At 65.6% G+C, this 14,532-nt stretch carries 13 protein-coding genes and 1 other RNA gene; 5 read left to right on the top strand and 9 right to left on the bottom strand.

The features are described from left to right. Nucleotides 1-6: 6 nt before the first annotated feature. On the bottom strand, nucleotides 7-858 hold the full coding sequence (locus AC07WS_RS17190; protein WP_494730256.1) for an aldo/keto reductase: 852 nt from the start codon (nucleotides 856-858) through the stop codon (nucleotides 7-9). Nucleotides 859-978: 120 nt separating this feature from the next. Here AC07WS_RS17190 and AC07WS_RS17185 point away from each other — a divergent pair, with 120 nt between their 5' ends. Further along, nucleotides 979-1,923, top strand: coding sequence for a LysR family transcriptional regulator (locus AC07WS_RS17185; RefSeq protein ID WP_494730255.1), 945 nt, complete (start codon nucleotides 979-981; stop codon nucleotides 1,921-1,923). A gap of 15 nt (nucleotides 1,924-1,938) precedes the next feature. On the opposite strand, the gene ggt is transcribed toward AC07WS_RS17185, so the two are convergent. Together ggt and AC07WS_RS17175 are read right to left on the bottom strand one after the other, a co-directional pair. Next, complete coding sequence (ggt, locus tag AC07WS_RS17180; protein ID WP_494730254.1) at nucleotides 1,939-3,699, bottom strand: gamma-glutamyltransferase; 1,761 nt, start codon at nucleotides 3,697-3,699, stop codon at nucleotides 1,939-1,941. A gap of 15 nt (nucleotides 3,700-3,714) precedes the next feature. Then, nucleotides 3,715-4,212, bottom strand: a complete 498-nt coding sequence (locus tag AC07WS_RS17175; RefSeq protein WP_494730253.1) for a hypothetical protein — start codon at nucleotides 4,210-4,212, stop codon at nucleotides 3,715-3,717. A gap of 137 nt (nucleotides 4,213-4,349) precedes the next feature. Between AC07WS_RS17175 and AC07WS_RS17170 the strand changes: the two genes are divergently transcribed. Beyond that, the gene (locus AC07WS_RS17170; protein ID WP_494730252.1) at nucleotides 4,350-4,616 is read left to right on the top strand and encodes a hypothetical protein; all 267 of its coding nucleotides are present in this window, start codon (nucleotides 4,350-4,352) and stop codon (nucleotides 4,614-4,616) included. Nucleotides 4,617-4,662: 46 nt separating this feature from the next. On the opposite strand, the gene rpoH is transcribed toward AC07WS_RS17170, so the two are convergent. The 5 genes from rpoH to AC07WS_RS17145 all read right to left on the bottom strand — a co-directional run bounded on the left by rpoH (nucleotide 4,663) and on the right by AC07WS_RS17145 (nucleotide 9,520). Further along, nucleotides 4,663-5,562 (bottom strand): RNA polymerase sigma factor RpoH, encoded by a 900-nt coding sequence (gene rpoH, locus AC07WS_RS17165; RefSeq protein ID WP_494730251.1) that lies wholly within the window; start codon nucleotides 5,560-5,562, stop codon nucleotides 4,663-4,665. A gap of 272 nt (nucleotides 5,563-5,834) precedes the next feature. Then, nucleotides 5,835-6,755, bottom strand: coding sequence for a permease-like cell division protein FtsX (gene ftsX, locus AC07WS_RS17160; protein ID WP_494730250.1), 921 nt, complete (start codon nucleotides 6,753-6,755; stop codon nucleotides 5,835-5,837). Continuing rightward, complete coding sequence (locus tag AC07WS_RS17155; RefSeq protein WP_494730249.1) at nucleotides 6,752-7,408, bottom strand: cell division ATP-binding protein FtsE; 657 nt, start codon at nucleotides 7,406-7,408, stop codon at nucleotides 6,752-6,754. Before AC07WS_RS17155 ends, ftsX begins: the two co-directional genes overlap by 4 nt. Before the next feature lie 19 nt (nucleotides 7,409-7,427). After that, on the bottom strand, nucleotides 7,428-8,456 hold the full coding sequence (ftsY, locus tag AC07WS_RS17150; RefSeq protein WP_494730340.1) for a signal recognition particle-docking protein FtsY: 1,029 nt from the start codon (nucleotides 8,454-8,456) through the stop codon (nucleotides 7,428-7,430). A gap of 119 nt (nucleotides 8,457-8,575) precedes the next feature. Next, nucleotides 8,576-9,520 (bottom strand): MerR family transcriptional regulator, encoded by a 945-nt coding sequence (locus AC07WS_RS17145; protein ID WP_494730248.1) that lies wholly within the window; start codon nucleotides 9,518-9,520, stop codon nucleotides 8,576-8,578. Between the two features lie 1,100 nt (nucleotides 9,521-10,620). Between AC07WS_RS17145 and AC07WS_RS17140 the strand changes: the two genes are divergently transcribed. Then, nucleotides 10,621-11,697: a porin gene (locus AC07WS_RS17140; RefSeq protein WP_494730247.1), complete on the top strand. Its 1,077-nt coding sequence runs from the start codon at nucleotides 10,621-10,623 to the stop codon at nucleotides 11,695-11,697. Between the two features lie 71 nt (nucleotides 11,698-11,768). Then, on the top strand, nucleotides 11,769-12,338 hold the full coding sequence (locus AC07WS_RS17135; protein ID WP_494730246.1) for a hypothetical protein: 570 nt from the start codon (nucleotides 11,769-11,771) through the stop codon (nucleotides 12,336-12,338). 23 nt (nucleotides 12,339-12,361) lie between these two features. Here the strand turns inward: AC07WS_RS17135 and AC07WS_RS17130 are convergent, their stop codons facing one another. After that, on the bottom strand, nucleotides 12,362-14,065 hold the full coding sequence (locus AC07WS_RS17130; RefSeq protein WP_494730245.1) for a thiamine pyrophosphate-binding protein: 1,704 nt from the start codon (nucleotides 14,063-14,065) through the stop codon (nucleotides 12,362-12,364). A gap of 115 nt (nucleotides 14,066-14,180) precedes the next feature. Here AC07WS_RS17130 and rnpB point away from each other — a divergent pair. Continuing rightward, nucleotides 14,181-14,514, top strand: an RNA gene (gene rnpB, locus AC07WS_RS17125) — RNase P RNA component class A. Nucleotides 14,515-14,532 lie beyond the last annotated feature (18 nt).

Raw genomic sequence — 14,532 nt, 5'->3', positions numbered from 1 at the left:
CCGCGCTCAGATGTCCAGCTTGCGTTCGGACATCCACTTGACGATGGCTGGATCGCGATGCGAGAAGAAGCTGCTGGTGTTGGTGTCGAGCGCGGTGATGGCGGCCATGTCCGTGTCGTCGAGTTCGAAGTCGAAGATGGCGATGTTCTCGGCCATGCGTTCCTTGCGCACGGACTTCGCCAGGGCCACGATGCCGCGTTGCACCAGCCAGCGCAGCACGACCTGGCCCACCGTCTTGCCGTGGCGCGCGGCGATGGCCAGCAGCGCGGCGTTCTGGAACAGGCCGTTGCGACCTTCGGCGAACGGCGCCCAGGCTTCCGCCTGCACGCCGACCTCCTTCATGAAGGCTGCGCTCTCGAGCTGCTGCTGGAAGGGATTCACCTCGATCTGGTTGACCGCGGGCGCGATCTGGTTGAACGCGATGATGTCCATCAGGCGGTCGGGGTGGAAGTTGCTGACGCCGATGGCGCGCAGCTTGCCGGCGCGGTAGGCATCCTCCATGGCGCGCCACGAGCCGTGGACGTCGCCGAAGGGTTGGTGGATCAGGTACAGGTCCAGATAGTCGAGGCGCAGCCGGCGCAGCGATTTCTCGATGGCTTGCTGCGTGCGTTCGTAGCCGGTTTCCTGGACCCACAGCTTGCTGGTCACGAACAGCTCTTCGCGCGCGACGCCGCTTGCCCGCAGGCCCAGGCCCACGGCTTCCTCGTTCATGTAGGAGGCGGCGGTGTCGATCAGCCGGTAGCCGGTGTCGATGGCGTCGATGACGCTGCGCTGGCACTCGTTGGCGTCGGCGATCTGGAACACGCCGTAGCCGACCAGGGGCATCTGCAGATTGTTGTTCAGGGTGACATGTTTCATGGGGCGCTGCCTTCGGTGGTTGGTCTGGATTCACTTTAGACAAACGACCGACATCTGAATAGTGACAAATCGGTTGATTTATCCGCATTCAATTGGGGATAATCGGGGAGGAGGCCCTTTATGGCGATCAACGAGCTTAGGTCTATCACGACCTTCATCAGGGCGGCGGAACTGGGCAGCCTGCGCAAGGCGGCGCAGGATCTGGGCGTCAGCCCGCAGGCGGCGAGCAAGGCGCTGGCCCAGCTGGAATCCCACCTGGACGCGCGCCTGTTCCATCGGACGACGCGGGTGATGTCGCTGACCGATGCGGGCTTGCGCCTGCTCGAGGAGGTGCAGCCGGCCGTGCTCGGCATGCAGCGCGCGCTGACCAACGCCCGGACGGCAAAGGACGAATTCGCCGGGCCGTTGCGCATCGCCGGTCCCCGGACCACCTTCCAGCCGATACTCTGGCGGCTGGTCGAGGAGTTCTGCGACCTGCATCCGGGCATCCAGCCCGATGTGCTGCTGGAGGACCGGGTCGGCAACTGGGTGGAAGACCGCGTCGATGTGGGATTCCGCCTGGCGGCTTCGCCTCACGAGGGCGTCATTGCGCGCCGGCTGTTTCCGTTGCAGATGGTGATCTGCGGCGCGCCGGCCTATTTCGAGCGGCACGGCGTGCCGGAGACCCTGGCGGCGCTGGCGGCGCACCGCTGCAGCGCTTTCCGCCATCCCGGCACGGGCAAGGTGGTGCCGTGGCATGTGAAGCTGGACGGGCAGACGGTGGACCAGCCGGTGGTGCCGGCGTTGTGCAGCAACGATGAGTTGTTCGAACTCCAGGCTGTGCTCGCGGGCAAGGCGCTGGGCCAGCTTGCCGGCGTCACGGCGGCGCCGCACATCCGGGCGGGGCGCTTGATGCCCATCCTGGTCGAGCACATGCCGGACATCGCCGGCTACTTCGTCTACTTCGGCAGCAAGACTTCGCAACCGGCGCGCGCCCGCGCGTTTGTGGATTTGGCGGTGGAGCGTCTGGCCGACAACCCGGACTACGTCTTGAGCGACAGCGAGTTGCGGCGCCATCCGGGTTAGACCTCGCAGGGGGCGCTAGTGCGCCGACTTCTGCACCAGCGCGCTGCCGGCGCCGTGGCGGTGGCCTTCGCTGACGGCGGTGACGGTGCCGTCCGGGTTGAACACCAGCGCGTTGGCGGCGCCGATTTCCTCCGGCTTGTTCCAGTGCTGGCCGCGTTTCTCCAGCGCCCTGGCCTGTGCGGTGCCGGCGAAGCCCGGCTCGACGTCGGTCGCCAGGCCGTTGCGCTCGGACAGGCGCGGCGCGTTGAGCGCGTCGGGCATGCTCAGGCCCAGGTCGACGTAGTTGAAGATGGTCTGCAGCACGGTGGTGATGATGGTCGCGCCGCCGGGGCTGCCGATCGAGAACGCCGGCTTGCCGTTCCGGAAGGCCAGAGTCGGCGACATGCTGCTGCGCGGCCGCTTGCCCGCTTCCGGCACGTTGGGCGCGGGGCCGGAGAAGTTGAAGTCGGTCATCTCGTTGTTCAACAGGAAGCCGTAGCCCGGCACCACGATGCCGCTGCCGCCCCACGATTCGATGGTGTAGGTGTAGGAGACGATGTTGCCGTCCTTGTCCGACACGGTCAGGTGGGTGGTGTGTGCGCCTTCGGCCAGCAGCTTGTTGGCGTTGGGGCGCAGCGGCACGCTGACGTCGTTCTGGAACGGATACGGATCGCCGGCCGGGGCCTGCACGCTGGCCTGGTTCTGGTTGATCAGCTCGCGGCGGCGGGCGGCGTAGTCCTTGCTCAGCAGGCCGGCCACCGGCGCTTCGACGAACTCGGGATCGGCCAGGTAGGCGTTGCGGTCGGCGAAGGCCAGGCGGCTCGCCTCCAGGTACAGGTGTTCGGCCTGGTCCCTGGGCATGGCCTTGAGGTCGTAGCCTTCGAGGATGTTGAGCGCCTCGGCAATGGCGATGCCGCCGCTGCTCGGCAGCGGCATGCCGTACAGGTCGTAGCCGCGGTAGGTGCTGTGCACCGGCTGGCGCAGGCGCGCCTCGTAGTTGGCCAGGTCGGCCATCGTCATCCGGCCGGCGCGCACCTGCACGCCGTTGGCGACTTTCGGCTGGTTGACGGCGTCGACCACGGCGCGGCCGATCTTGCCCTCGTAGAAGACCTTGACGCCGCCGGCCGCCAGCTCGCGGTAGGCCTTGGCCATGCCGGGGTTGCGCAGGATGCTGCCGGGCTGGATGGCCTTGCCGTTGCGCAGGTAGAGCGCGGCGGTGTCGGGGAACATGCTGAACTTGACCTGGCTCTCTTCGACCAGGCGCGAGAAGTTGGCGTTGACGGTGAAGCCGTCGCTGGCCACGGCGATGGCCGGCGCCAGCACCTGCTTGAACGTCATCGAGCCGTAGCGGTCCAGCGCCTCGTGCCAGCCGCGCACGGTGCCCGGCACGCCGACCGACATGCCGCTGGCGACCACGGTGTCGAAGTCCATTTCCTTGCCGTCGTGCTGGAACACGGTGGGCGTGAAGCTGGCCGGCGCGGTTTCGCGGTGGTCGACGGTGATCACGCGCTTGTCCCTGGCCAGGTAGATGACCATGAAGCCGCCGCCGCCGATGCCGCAGCTGAACGGGTCGGTCACGCCCAGCGTGGCGGCCGCCGCGACGGCGGCGTCGATGGCGTTGCCGCCCTGGTTGAGGATGGCCAGCGCGGCCTTGGACGCCGGCTCGCTGATGGTGGCGACCGCGCCGCCGCTGCCGGTGGCGACCGGGGTCTTGGCCCAGGCCGCCGGCGGCAGGATCAGCGTGAGGATGATGGTGGAGACGAGAACGGTGCGGGCGGGGCGGCGGGACAGGATCATGGGCGCGGGTCCGGGTTAGGATGAGGGGGCGTTGCTCACCCTCAAGCTTACCCGATAATCCGGCGTAGCTTCATTCTTGGCGGGGACCGCCTGCGGTTCGACGCCGGTCAGCGTGAAGGTCAGGCCGTTCTGCGTGACGCTGGGGCTGGCGTTGGGCATGCTGTCGGACAGCACGAAGTTGCTGGTGGTGCCGTCGGGCGCGGTCAGCGCGAAGCTGTAGCTGATGTAGCCGGCCCATACACAGACGGCGCCGACGCGGCAGCGGCTGTCGTTGACGCGCTCGAGCTTGAGGCTGGGCGCGCTGGCGGTGGCGCCGCTGACGCCGGGCATGGCGGCCGGCGCGAGGGCGACGCTGGCGCCCTGCGTCAGCACGTAGGTCTGGTTGAACGGCTGCGGCTGCGGCGCGGCGCCGGCGCGGCCGACGGCCGACGCCGAACCGCAGGCGTGCAGCATGGCCAGCACGGCGGCCAGCAGCGGCAGGATGATCAACTGCCTGGCGAGTGTGGATTTCATTGGCATCCTCTTCCTTCAGAGTAGACGGCAAGCTTAGCAAAAAGATCACGTCGATGTCGCACGAACCGCAGCTTTGCAGCGCTGGGTCAAACTATGTGCCGTAGAATGGGGGCCCTGAATCACATAGATCGAACAAAATGAAAAAGACCGGCATGGCGAAAAGCGACGCTAAAAAATTAATGGGCCAGATGTCCGCCCCTGGCGCCGCCAGCTTCGGCAAGGTGGCCGAGGTGGTCGACAAGCGGGAACAGCGCAAGCGCGACCAGGCGTTGGGGCTGGTGCCGTTCGCGGTCAAGCTCAACGGCGAGCTGGTGCAGCAGCTGCACGCCAGGGCGAAGGAGCGCGACGTCGACCTGAACCAGCTGGTCGGCGAGCTGCTGGCGCAAGGCCTGGGTGCGGCGTAAAACGTAAAAAAAGCCCCGGACGGGGCTTTCCTCAGGGCGCGGCCGCTTACACGTAGGCGGCCAGCGCGCCCTTCATTTTCTTCAGCGCGGCCACTTCGATCTGGCGGATGCGCTCGGCCGAGACGCCGAACTCTTCCGCCAACGTGTGCAAGGTGGCGCCGGAGCCGTCGTCGTTGGCCAGCCAGCGGCTTTCCACGATGCGGCGCGAGCGGGCGTCCAGCTTGCCCAGCGCTTCCTCCAGCCCTTCCGATTGCAGGCGGGTCACCTGTTCGGCCTCCAGCACGCGGGTCGGCTCGCTGGCCTCGGACGACAGGTAGGCGATCGGCGCGAACTTGTCGTCCTCGTCGTCGTTGGGCGATTCCAGCGCGATGTCGCGCCCGCTCAACCGGGTTTCCATCTCGATCACTTCCTCGCGCTTGACGTCCAGCATCTTGGCCAGGCTGTCGATCTGGGTCGGGGTCATCGCGTCCAGGCCGGTCTTGTGGCTGCGCAGGTTGAAGAACAGCTTGCGCTGGGCCTTGGTGGTGGCCACCTTGACCAGGCGCCAGTTCTTCAGGATGTACTCGTGCATCTCGGCCTTGATCCAGTGCATGGCGTACGACACCAGGCGCACGCCCTGGTCCGGGTCGAAGCGCTTGACCGCTTTCATCAGGCCGATGTTGCCTTCCTGGATCAGGTCGGCGTGCGGCAGGCCGTAGCCCAGATAGCCGCGCGCGATCGACACCACCAGGCGCAGGTGCGACAGCACCAGCTCCTGGGCGGCGCCCAGGTCGTTCTTTTCCTTGAGGCGCTTGGCCAGCGAGATTTCATCGTCGTGCGTCAGCATCGGCAGGCGGTTGACGGCCGAAATGTAGGCGTCCAGGTTGCCCAGGTTGCCAGTGAACCCGAGTCCCAGGGCGCGATTGGTGGCGGGTACCAATGCGGTCGGTGCGGACATCATAGTCATTTTCATTCCTTCGCTCGAAGATGTTGCTTAATCTCAATGTTGCTTGGTTCCGAAGAGAATTGTTTTTCTCTTCAGTTGCCATATATTAGCACTCTCCTTGCTTGAGTGCCAATCGCCAGATATTTATCGCTTTGATAGTAAAAATACTATGACGTTTTTAAGCATCATGGCTTCTGCAATATCAAGCATGCGCGTTGGAGCTTAGGCCGGCCTTAATGCTAAGGGGGCTGGATGGGCCCTTCCGTGCGCGGACGCACGGAAGGGTGGAGGGATCAGTTCAGGCGGGACAGGTGGCGCTGCACGGACAGCAGGGCGCCGATGAGGCCGAGGCCGGCCGACAGGGCCAGCAGGCCGGCCATGGCCAGCGGCGGCAGCGGCGCCAGCTGGAATTCGGAGGCGTACAGCCGGGCGAATTCGGCGATCGCCACGTTGAGCGGACGCAGCGCCAGCGACACCGCGCCCAGCGCCACGCCGCCCGCGCACAGGCCCAGCAGCGCGCCGGTGTAGTAGAAGGGGCGGTGGATGAAGCTGTCGGTGGCGCCGATCAGCTTGGACACCAGGATTTCCTCGCGCTGGGTCATCACCTGCAGGCGGATGGTGTTGAAGATCACCGCCACCACCACCGTGCCCAGCGTGGCCGCCAGCAGCAGCAGCGCCAGGCGCAGCACGTTGAGCAGCGCGGCCAGGCGCTTGACCCAGGCCGAATCGACCTGCACCGTGTCGACGCCGGGCAGGGCGCGGATCTGCTCGGCCAGCTGGTCGACGTCGCCGCCGGCCTGGGCGTTGCGGAAGGCGTCGAGCTTGAGCACGTAGCTGTCGGGCAGCGGGTTCTCGCCCAGCGTGGTCAGCACGTCGGCCAGGCCGCTCTTGTCCTTGAGCTGGTCGAGCGCCTTTTCGCGCGGGGTGAAGACGATCCTGGCCTGCTTGTCGCGCACCGTCTGGCGCAGCGACACGGCCAGCGCCTCGGCCTGCTCGCGCGGGGTGTCCTGCTTGAGGAAGACGCTGATCTCGGGATCGACCGACAGCTGCTCGGACATGGGGCGCACGTTGTCGAGCAGGGTGACGCCGGTGAACGGCAGCGCCAATGCGATCGCCACCACCAGGATGTTGAACACAAAGCCGCCGGGCGAGCGGCGCAGGTGCACCAGGGCCGCGGCCAGCGCGTAGCGGTGTTGCCGGAACCAGAGCGTCATGCCGCCACCTCCAGCTGGCCGTGCTTGAGATGGATGACGCGCGCGGCGGCGTCCAGCATCTGTTCGTCGTGGCTGGAGATCAGGCAGGTCACGCCCACCGAATGGAAGGCCTTGAGCGCGTCGAGCACCTGGTTGGCGCTGGCGCGGTCCAGGTTGGCGGTGGGTTCGTCGGCCAGGATCACCTGCGGGCGGTTGACGATGGCGCGCGCGATCGACACGCGCTGCTGTTCGCCACCGGACAGGGCCAGCGGCTGGGCGCCGGCCCGTTCCAGCAGGCCCACCTTGTCGAGGGCGGCGCGGGCGCGCTGCTCGGCCTGGGCGCGCGAGGCGCCCGTCACCAGCAGCGGCAGCATGACGTTGGCCAGGATGGAGCGGTCGGTCAGCAGCCGTTGCTGCTGGAAGATCAGGCCCAGGTTGCGCCGCAGGAAGGGCACGGCGGCCGGCTTGATGCGGGCGATGTCCTGGCCGTTGACGATCACGTGGCCGGCGCTGGGGCGCTCGACGGCGGCGATCATCTTGAGCAGGGTGGACTTGCCGGCGCCCGAGGGGCCGGCCAGGAACACCAGCTCGCCCTTGGCCACGGTGAACGAGACGTCGCGCAGCGCCGTCGCGTCGGGGGAATATTGTTTCGAGACGTTGCGGAATTCGATCATGGGGCGCTTATCGTTGGGGTTAGCCCAGCAGGGCTTCGACAAACTCGGCCGCGACGAAGGGCTGCAAGTCCTCGATCTTCTCGCCGATGCCGATGAAGTACACCGGCACCGGGCGCACGCGGGCGATGGCGGCCAGCACGCCGCCCTTGGCCGTGCCGTCGAGCTTGGTGATCACCAGGCCGGTCAGCTTGAGGGCGTCGTCGAAGGCCTTGACCTGGGCCAGCGCGTTCTGCCCGGTGTTGCCGTCGATGACCAGCAGCGTTTCGTGCGGCGCGCCCTCCATGCCCTTGCCGATGACGCGCTGGACCTTTTTCAGCTCCTCCATCAGGTGCAGCTGGGTCGGCAGGCGGCCGGCGGTGTCGATCATCACCACGTCCAGGCCCTTGGCCTTGCCGGACTGCACGGCGTCGAACGAGACGGCGGCCGGGTCGCCCGAGGCTTGCGAGATCACGGTGATGTTGTTGCGCTGGCCCCAGACCATCAGCTGCTCGCGGGCGGCGGCGCGGAAGGTGTCGCCGGCGGCCAGCAGCACCGACTGGCCGTGCGTCTGCATGTGCTTGGCCAGCTTGCCGATGGTGGTGGTCTTGCCGGCGCCGTTGACGCCGGAGATCATCATCACGGTGGGCTGGTGGCGGCCCAGCTCGAACGGACGCTGCAGCGGGGTCAGCAGCTCGATCAGCAGCTGCTTCAGCGCGGCCTTGACGGCGGCCGCGTCCAGCAGCTTGTCGTCCTTGACCTTTTGCTTGAGCGCGTCGAGCAGGTACTGGGTGGCGTCGACGCCGGCGTCGGACATCAGCAGGGCCGCCTCCAGCTCGTCGTACAGGTCGTCGTCGATCTTGGCGCCGACGAACAGGATGGACAGGTTGTTCGAGGTCTTGGACAGGCCGGCCTTCAGGCGCGACATCCACGACAGCTTGGGCGCCGGCTCCTCGATGGGCAGCAGCTCGGGCAGGACGGACGGTTCAGCGGCGGGGGTGGGGGCCGGTGCCGGGGCGTGAACCTGCGGCACTTCCGGGGCGACGGGTTTTTTCTTGAAGAAACTAAACATGGACATGTGGTTGGGGGCGCTTCAAGCAGATGGCCGGCAGCGCCGGACACGGGGAAAATGCCGCTATTTTACCAGAGCGCGGCGCCCCCGCCCGGCCATGCTACCCGAATGACAAGATTTCAGCCGGCCGCGGCGGCGTGGCGCTGGCGCCATTCGCCGATGGCGGCGCTGATGTCGGCCAGCGCGTAGACCCGCACGTAGGGCGGGCGGCGGCGCTTGAACGCGGCGTTGCCGCCGCCGGCCCACAGTTCGATGCTGCCGCCCAGGCGGGTGTGCAGCTCGGCCAGCGCGTCCAGCGCCTGGCGCGCGTTCATGCCGACCGAGAACGACAGCGCGATGATGTCGATGCGCTGCACGCGGGCCGCCTCGACGATGTCGAGCAGCGGCGTCTGCACGCCCAGCGAGATGCAGTGGGCGCCCTCGGCCACGCACATGGCCTCGGCCATCAGCAGGCCCAGGCCGTCGCGTTCCTGCGGCAGCGTGGTGAGCATGATGCGCGGCGCGCCCAGGTTGCTGGCGTTGGCCTGCGGCATGGCGAAGATGGCGCTGCGCATGACCACCGTCAACGATTCGGTATATAGATGTTCCTCGAAGGTGGCCAGCGCGCCGCTGGCCCAGGCTTCGCCGATCAGCGCGGTCAGCGGCGCCACCAGTTCGATCACGAAGCTTTTCAGGCCCATCATCAAGAGCGCCTGCGACAGCTTGCGGCGCAGCGCCTCCATCTGGTGGCTCTTGCACAGGTCGAGGTAGCTTTGCAGGGCGGGCGGCGGCACGCTGGCGCCGTGCAGGCTGCCGGTGGCCTGGCCGGTCAGCGCCTGCAGCTCGCTGGTGCTGTACTGGATCACCTTGCCCGGACGGTAGCCCAGGTCGATCAGGCGTTTCACCAGGCGCAGCTTGTGCACCTGCTCGATCGGATAGACCCGTTCGCCGTTCGGGTCGCGCATGGGCTGGGGGAAGTCGTAGCGCCGCTCCCACACGCGCAGGGTTTCCTTGGCGACGCCGGTGTCGCGTTCGACGTCGCTGATCGTGCTCGGAACTGTTTGTGTAGAAACGTTAATAGTCATCAGGCTTAAGCGGCGGCCATTTATTGGGCAGTCGCGAGGGTTGGCACGGGGTCCGGGTGCACTGTGCGGCCGCGGCCATGGCCGGGGTGCGCGACCTGCATTTTACATTCGATTTGCGCCCGAAAGTATGGCGCCGCCAATCGGGTTTTGCCCGGTTTGCCCTATGGGAAAGACCTTGTCCACGACACACAGTTGACATACAGAACTAATGAACTGTTTATCGACTTTCCCCTTGTTTTGTCTTGGACAAGATAATTTGCAGCAATACAAAAAAACTGTCGCTGCCAGCAACATTTCAATGCGGGCCTAGCCTGGACGGCCGGTTTGGGCTGCCGATTGTGCGCTGGATCAAGCGCGACGCCGCATGCATGGGATTCATGTTGACGCGTGCGATACGCGCGGCATTCCGGCGGATTTTGCAAGGGGCGCGCAGGAATTTGTCTCCTATTCGCAACAGGTAGCAATTTCTTACAAATTGCTGATGCAGCGCAACACCCGGCGCGCGCGACAAAATTTCCTACACTTATAAAGCGTTTACACTATGAGCAAAGTTGGTCTGAGGGCTATTTTGCCCCCGGAAAACTCTGAACAAAGTCTGGAGTTGTAAGCTTATTACCATTGCGTCGAGGCGGGCGGCGGGGCACTTCAGTATAAAATGGCGTCAGAAATAGCAAAGTGGCTATTTTTACTTGGTCCGACAACGATGTAGTCGCGCTTGCATTGGCCACTCGGGTGGCCCGCACAACGGGCTGCTGCAATGGATGCATCGGGCGGAAATACCGGGCTAGTTGGCTGACTCGGCAGGAAATATTGCGATGCAGTAAAATACTGTTGTTTTGAAAACGGACGGGGGTGAGGGCGGCCAATATGAGCGCTTTTACACTTGATCGACAAGCAAAGCATCAGTATAGTGCCGCCTCTGGCGCATTTTGCGCTGCGATAAAGCCGGCGTCGATAGAATCGGCCGCAATTTAAGTGAACGCGTCCCACAGTCGGGATCGCATAGTGGCAGCTGGGGAGTTTGCCCTCACGCACAGAACCGAACACGCCGTAATACTAGCTTTACCTTTTTACAGCAACACAACTGAAGGAAACACGTAATGAAAAAATCCCTTATCGCCATGGCCGTCCTGGGCGCAATGAGCTCCGCAGCGTTCGCACAATCGAACGTAACGATCTACGGTATCGTCGATGCCGGTATCGTGAGCGAGCGCGGCGGCGTTGCCAACACCACCAAAGTCACCAGCGGCGTGGGCTCGGCCTCCCGTCTGGGTTTCAAAGGTACGGAAGATCTGGGCGGCGGTCTGAGCGCTGTCTTCGTTCTGGAATCGGGCGTTAAAGTTGACACCGGTGAGTCCGATGTTGCTGGCTCGATCGCCAACCGTCAGTCCTACGTTGGTCTGAAGTCGACCACCGCCGGCCAGCTGACCCTGGGCCGTCAGTACACCCCGTACTACGAAACCCTGCGCGACGTGGCTGACCCGTTCGCACTGGGCTACGCTGGTACCGCCAAGAACCTGTTCGGCGTGGCTGGCAACAACACCCGCAACAGCAACGCCGTCGTGTACCTGTCGCCATCGATCGAAGGCTTCCAGGGCGAAGTGTCCTACTCGGTGGGCGAGCAGGCTGGCGACGCGTCGGCACAACGTCAACTGGGCACCTGGATCGGCTACTCGAACGGTCCTCTGAACGTTCGCGTTGCTTACAATGCACGCAACAACGACACCGTGGCTCCTAAGCTGAGCACCGACATCGGCCGCAACACCCTGATCGCTGCCAACTACGACTTCGGCGTGGCTAAGGCTTTCGCTGCTTACAGCAAAGACAAGGGCACCAACAGCTCGGCTCTGGCTAACACCAGCAACCCATTCGGCTACGCAGTCGCTCCTACCGCTACCCGCGACAGCAGCGTTGCTCTGATCGGCGCCACCGCTCCTATCGGTCCTAACGGCACCCTGATGGCGTCGTACACCCGCAAGAACGACAAAGAAGTCGCTAACCACGATGCAGACCAGTGGGCAGTTGGCTACTCGTACGCTCTGTCGAAGCGCACCAGCACCTACGTTGCTTACGCTAAGATCAAGAACAAGAACGGCGCCAGCTACACCGTTGGTAACAACACCGAAGCTGGTTCGGGCGACAAGGCCTTCAACATCGGCATGCGTCACTCGTTCTAATCTGATCTGATCAGTTAGTACCCACAACGGCTGCCTGGTGCAGCCGTTGTTCATTTCTGAAAGCCGTTACCATGACCACTACCCGACGCGCCGTGCTGGCCGGCGCCATTTTGCTCGCTTCCTGCGCCGTGTTCGCCGCGCCCAGGCTGGCGCGCAAGCCTGCCGCGCCGGCCGGCGGCCTGCCGCGCTACGGCATGGTGGTGTACTCGGACCTGTGCATCCATCCGGACAGCGGCGAGTTCGGCGGGCAGCGCATCACGCTGCAACGGTTTTCAGAAGTGGACACGGTGCTGTATGAATACACGGCCGGCGGCCTGAGCTGGCCGGTGGTGGCCAGCGACGTCAACATCGATCCGCGCGGGCGGCAGCTGTACTTCACGGTGCAGCCGCCGGACGAGGACGAGCGCACCATCAGCGGCAAGCTGGCCGACGGCGGCAACACGCTGGTGCTGGACGGCGGCTACTGCGGCGACGCGGCGGTGCCGATGCGGCTGACGCGGGTGACGGACTTCGGCCGCAAGGCCGGCGCCTGCCGCGCCTGTCCGGCGCCCAAGCCGCACAAGGATCAGGAAAAAGAGAAGGAAGAGGAAACGCCGGCGCCGTCCATCGACGCCGGCCAGACCACCACCGCCGGCCTGTGAGCCGGCGGTTTTTTTATGGTCGCTTACTTCGCGGCCTTGGCGGCCTGCGCGTTCTTGCGGATGGTCTCCAGCGTGGCGCCCGGCGTGATCAGGTTGCCGTCGTAGCGCAGCTCGATCACGGCCGGCAGCTGTTTGGCGTTGGCGTAGGCCAGCGCGCGTTCCAGCGCCGGCGCGAATCCGGCCGTGGTGGTGACCACCTCGCCGTGGCCGCCATAGGCCGCGGCCAGCGCGGCGAAGTCCGGGTTGTGCAGCTGGGTGCCGGACACGCGGCCGGGGTAGTGCAGCTCCTGGTGCATGCGGATGGTGCCGAACATGCCGTTGTTGAACACGATGATGACCACGCCCGCCCGGTACTGCACGGCGGTGGCCAGCTCCTGGCCGTTCATCATGTACTCGCCGTCGCCGGCGAAGGTGATCACGGTGCGCGCCGGATCGACGATCTTGGCCGCCACGCCGGCCGGCACGCTGTAGCCCATGGCGCCGCTGGTGGGCGCCAGCTGGGTGCGCATGCCGCCGTAGCTGTGGAAGCGGTGCGCCCAGGTGGCGTAGTTGCCGGCGCCGTTGGTGATGATGGTGTCGTGCGGCGCGATCTTGTCGATCTGCTGCACCACCTGCCACAGGTCGAGCGGCGCGGCGCCGTCCTGGAAGATCGGCGGCTGGCGCTGCCAGGCGGCCAGGTCGGCCTTGGCCTCGGCCACCGTGCCCTGCCAGGCGCCTGCATCGAGCGGCGCCATCGCGGCCAGCATGGCGGTCATCTGCGGCATGCCGCTGTTGATCATCAGCTCGGCCTGGTAGACGCTGCCCAGTTCCTCGGCGTCGGCGTGCACGTGGATCAGGCGCTGGGCCGGCACCGGCGCGGCGATCAGCGCGTAGCCGCCGGTGGTCATCTCGCCCAGGCGCGGGCCGATCGCCAGGATGACGTCGGCCTCGCGCACGCGCGCGGCCAGCTTGGGGTTGATGCCGATGCCGACGTCGCCGATGTAGTTGGGGTGGGCGTTGTCGAGCAGGTCCTGGAAGCGGAAGGCGCAGGCCACCGGCAGGTGGTTGGCTTCGGCGAAGGCTTGCAGGTCGGCGCAGGCTTGCGCGTTCCAGCCGCCGCCGCCCAGCAGCACCAGTGGTTTTTTGGCGCCGGCCAGCAGCGCGCGCACCTGCGCGATCTGCGCGGCCGACGGCGACGCCTGCACCGGCTGGTAGCGGCGGGTGTCGGCCACGGTCGCGACGGCGGTCAGCATGTCCTCCGGCAGCGCCAGCACCACCGGGCCGGGACGGCCGCTGGTGGCGATCTGGAAGGCGCGCGCGATGTATTCGGGCACGCGGTCGGCGCGGTCGATCTGCGCCACCCACTTGGCCATCTGGCCGTACATGCGGCGGTAGTCGATCTCCTGGAACGCTTCGCGGTCGACGAAGTCGTTGCCGACCTGGCCGATGAACAAAATCATCGGGGTCGAGTCCTGGTACGCGGTGTGCACGCCGATCGAGGCGTTGGTGGCGCCCGGGCCGCGGGTGACGAAGCAGATGCCCGGCTTGCCGGTCATCTTGCCGTAGGCGTCGGCCATGAAGGCGGCGCCGCCCTCCTGGCGGTTGATGATGAAGCGGATGTCGGAGTCGTGCAGCGCGTCGAGCACGTCGAGGTAGCTTTCGCCGGGCACGCCGAAGGCGGTGTCCACGCCGTGGATCTTCAGGGCGTCGACCAGGATCTGGCCGCCGGTGCGGGATGGTTGCGTCATGTCTGGCCTTATGGGTATAGGTATAGCGCATTCTACGGCCGGTCGCAGGGGCCGGCTTTTCTAATGGCGACACCAAATTTCAGAATTAAGGGGGCGGGCTGTTACAATAGCGGTTGAAGCAAGCCAGACAGCCGCTGGCCAGCGCGTAATGCCTGGCGGGAGGAAGGTCCGGACTCCACAGAGCGGGGTGACGGTTAACGGCCGTCCGCTGAAAATCCTTCGGGACATAAGGCGAGGAATAGGGCCACAGAGACGAGCGTATTAAGTTACGGTGAAACGCGGTAACCTCCACCTGGTGCAATTCCAAATAGGCACGCGATGATGCTGCTCGCGGAGCGTGCGGGTAGGAAGCTTGAGCGCTGGAGTAATCCAGCGCCTAGAGGAATGGCTGTCATAGCGCAGGTTCGCCTGCGCCGTAACAAAATCCGGCCTATCGGCTTGCTTCAACTAATAACGATGTTCGCGGC

The sequence above is a fragment of the Duganella sp. GW821-FHT01E12 genome (assembly GCF_059422325.1).
This window is presented reverse-complemented; position numbering and strand designations above follow the sequence as displayed.

Coding starts and splice junctions, on each gene's coding strand:
- ftsX (WP_494730250.1), bottom strand. CDS start 6,755: ATGACGCTCTGGTTCCGGCAACACCGCTACGCGCTGGCCGCGGCCCTG.
- AC07WS_RS17145 (WP_494730248.1), bottom strand. CDS start 9,520: ATGACTATTAACGTTTCTACACAAACAGTTCCGAGCACGATCAGCGAC.
- AC07WS_RS17135 (WP_494730246.1), top strand. CDS start 11,769: ATGACCACTACCCGACGCGCCGTGCTGGCCGGCGCCATTTTGCTCGCT.
- ftsY (WP_494730340.1), bottom strand. CDS start 8,456: ATGTTTAGTTTCTTCAAGAAAAAACCCGTCGCCCCGGAAGTGCCGCAG.
- AC07WS_RS17140 (WP_494730247.1), top strand. CDS start 10,621: ATGAAAAAATCCCTTATCGCCATGGCCGTCCTGGGCGCAATGAGCTCC.
- AC07WS_RS17155 (WP_494730249.1), bottom strand. CDS start 7,408: ATGATCGAATTCCGCAACGTCTCGAAACAATATTCCCCCGACGCGACG.
- AC07WS_RS17170 (WP_494730252.1), top strand. CDS start 4,350: ATGAAAAAGACCGGCATGGCGAAAAGCGACGCTAAAAAATTAATGGGC.
- ggt (WP_494730254.1), bottom strand. CDS start 3,699: ATGATCCTGTCCCGCCGCCCCGCCCGCACCGTTCTCGTCTCCACCATC.
- rpoH (WP_494730251.1), bottom strand. CDS start 5,562: ATGACTATGATGTCCGCACCGACCGCATTGGTACCCGCCACCAATCGC.
- AC07WS_RS17175 (WP_494730253.1), bottom strand. CDS start 4,212: ATGAAATCCACACTCGCCAGGCAGTTGATCATCCTGCCGCTGCTGGCC.
- AC07WS_RS17185 (WP_494730255.1), top strand. CDS start 979: ATGGCGATCAACGAGCTTAGGTCTATCACGACCTTCATCAGGGCGGCG.
- AC07WS_RS17130 (WP_494730245.1), bottom strand. CDS start 14,065: ATGACGCAACCATCCCGCACCGGCGGCCAGATCCTGGTCGACGCCCTG.
- AC07WS_RS17190 (WP_494730256.1), bottom strand. CDS start 858: ATGAAACATGTCACCCTGAACAACAATCTGCAGATGCCCCTGGTCGGC.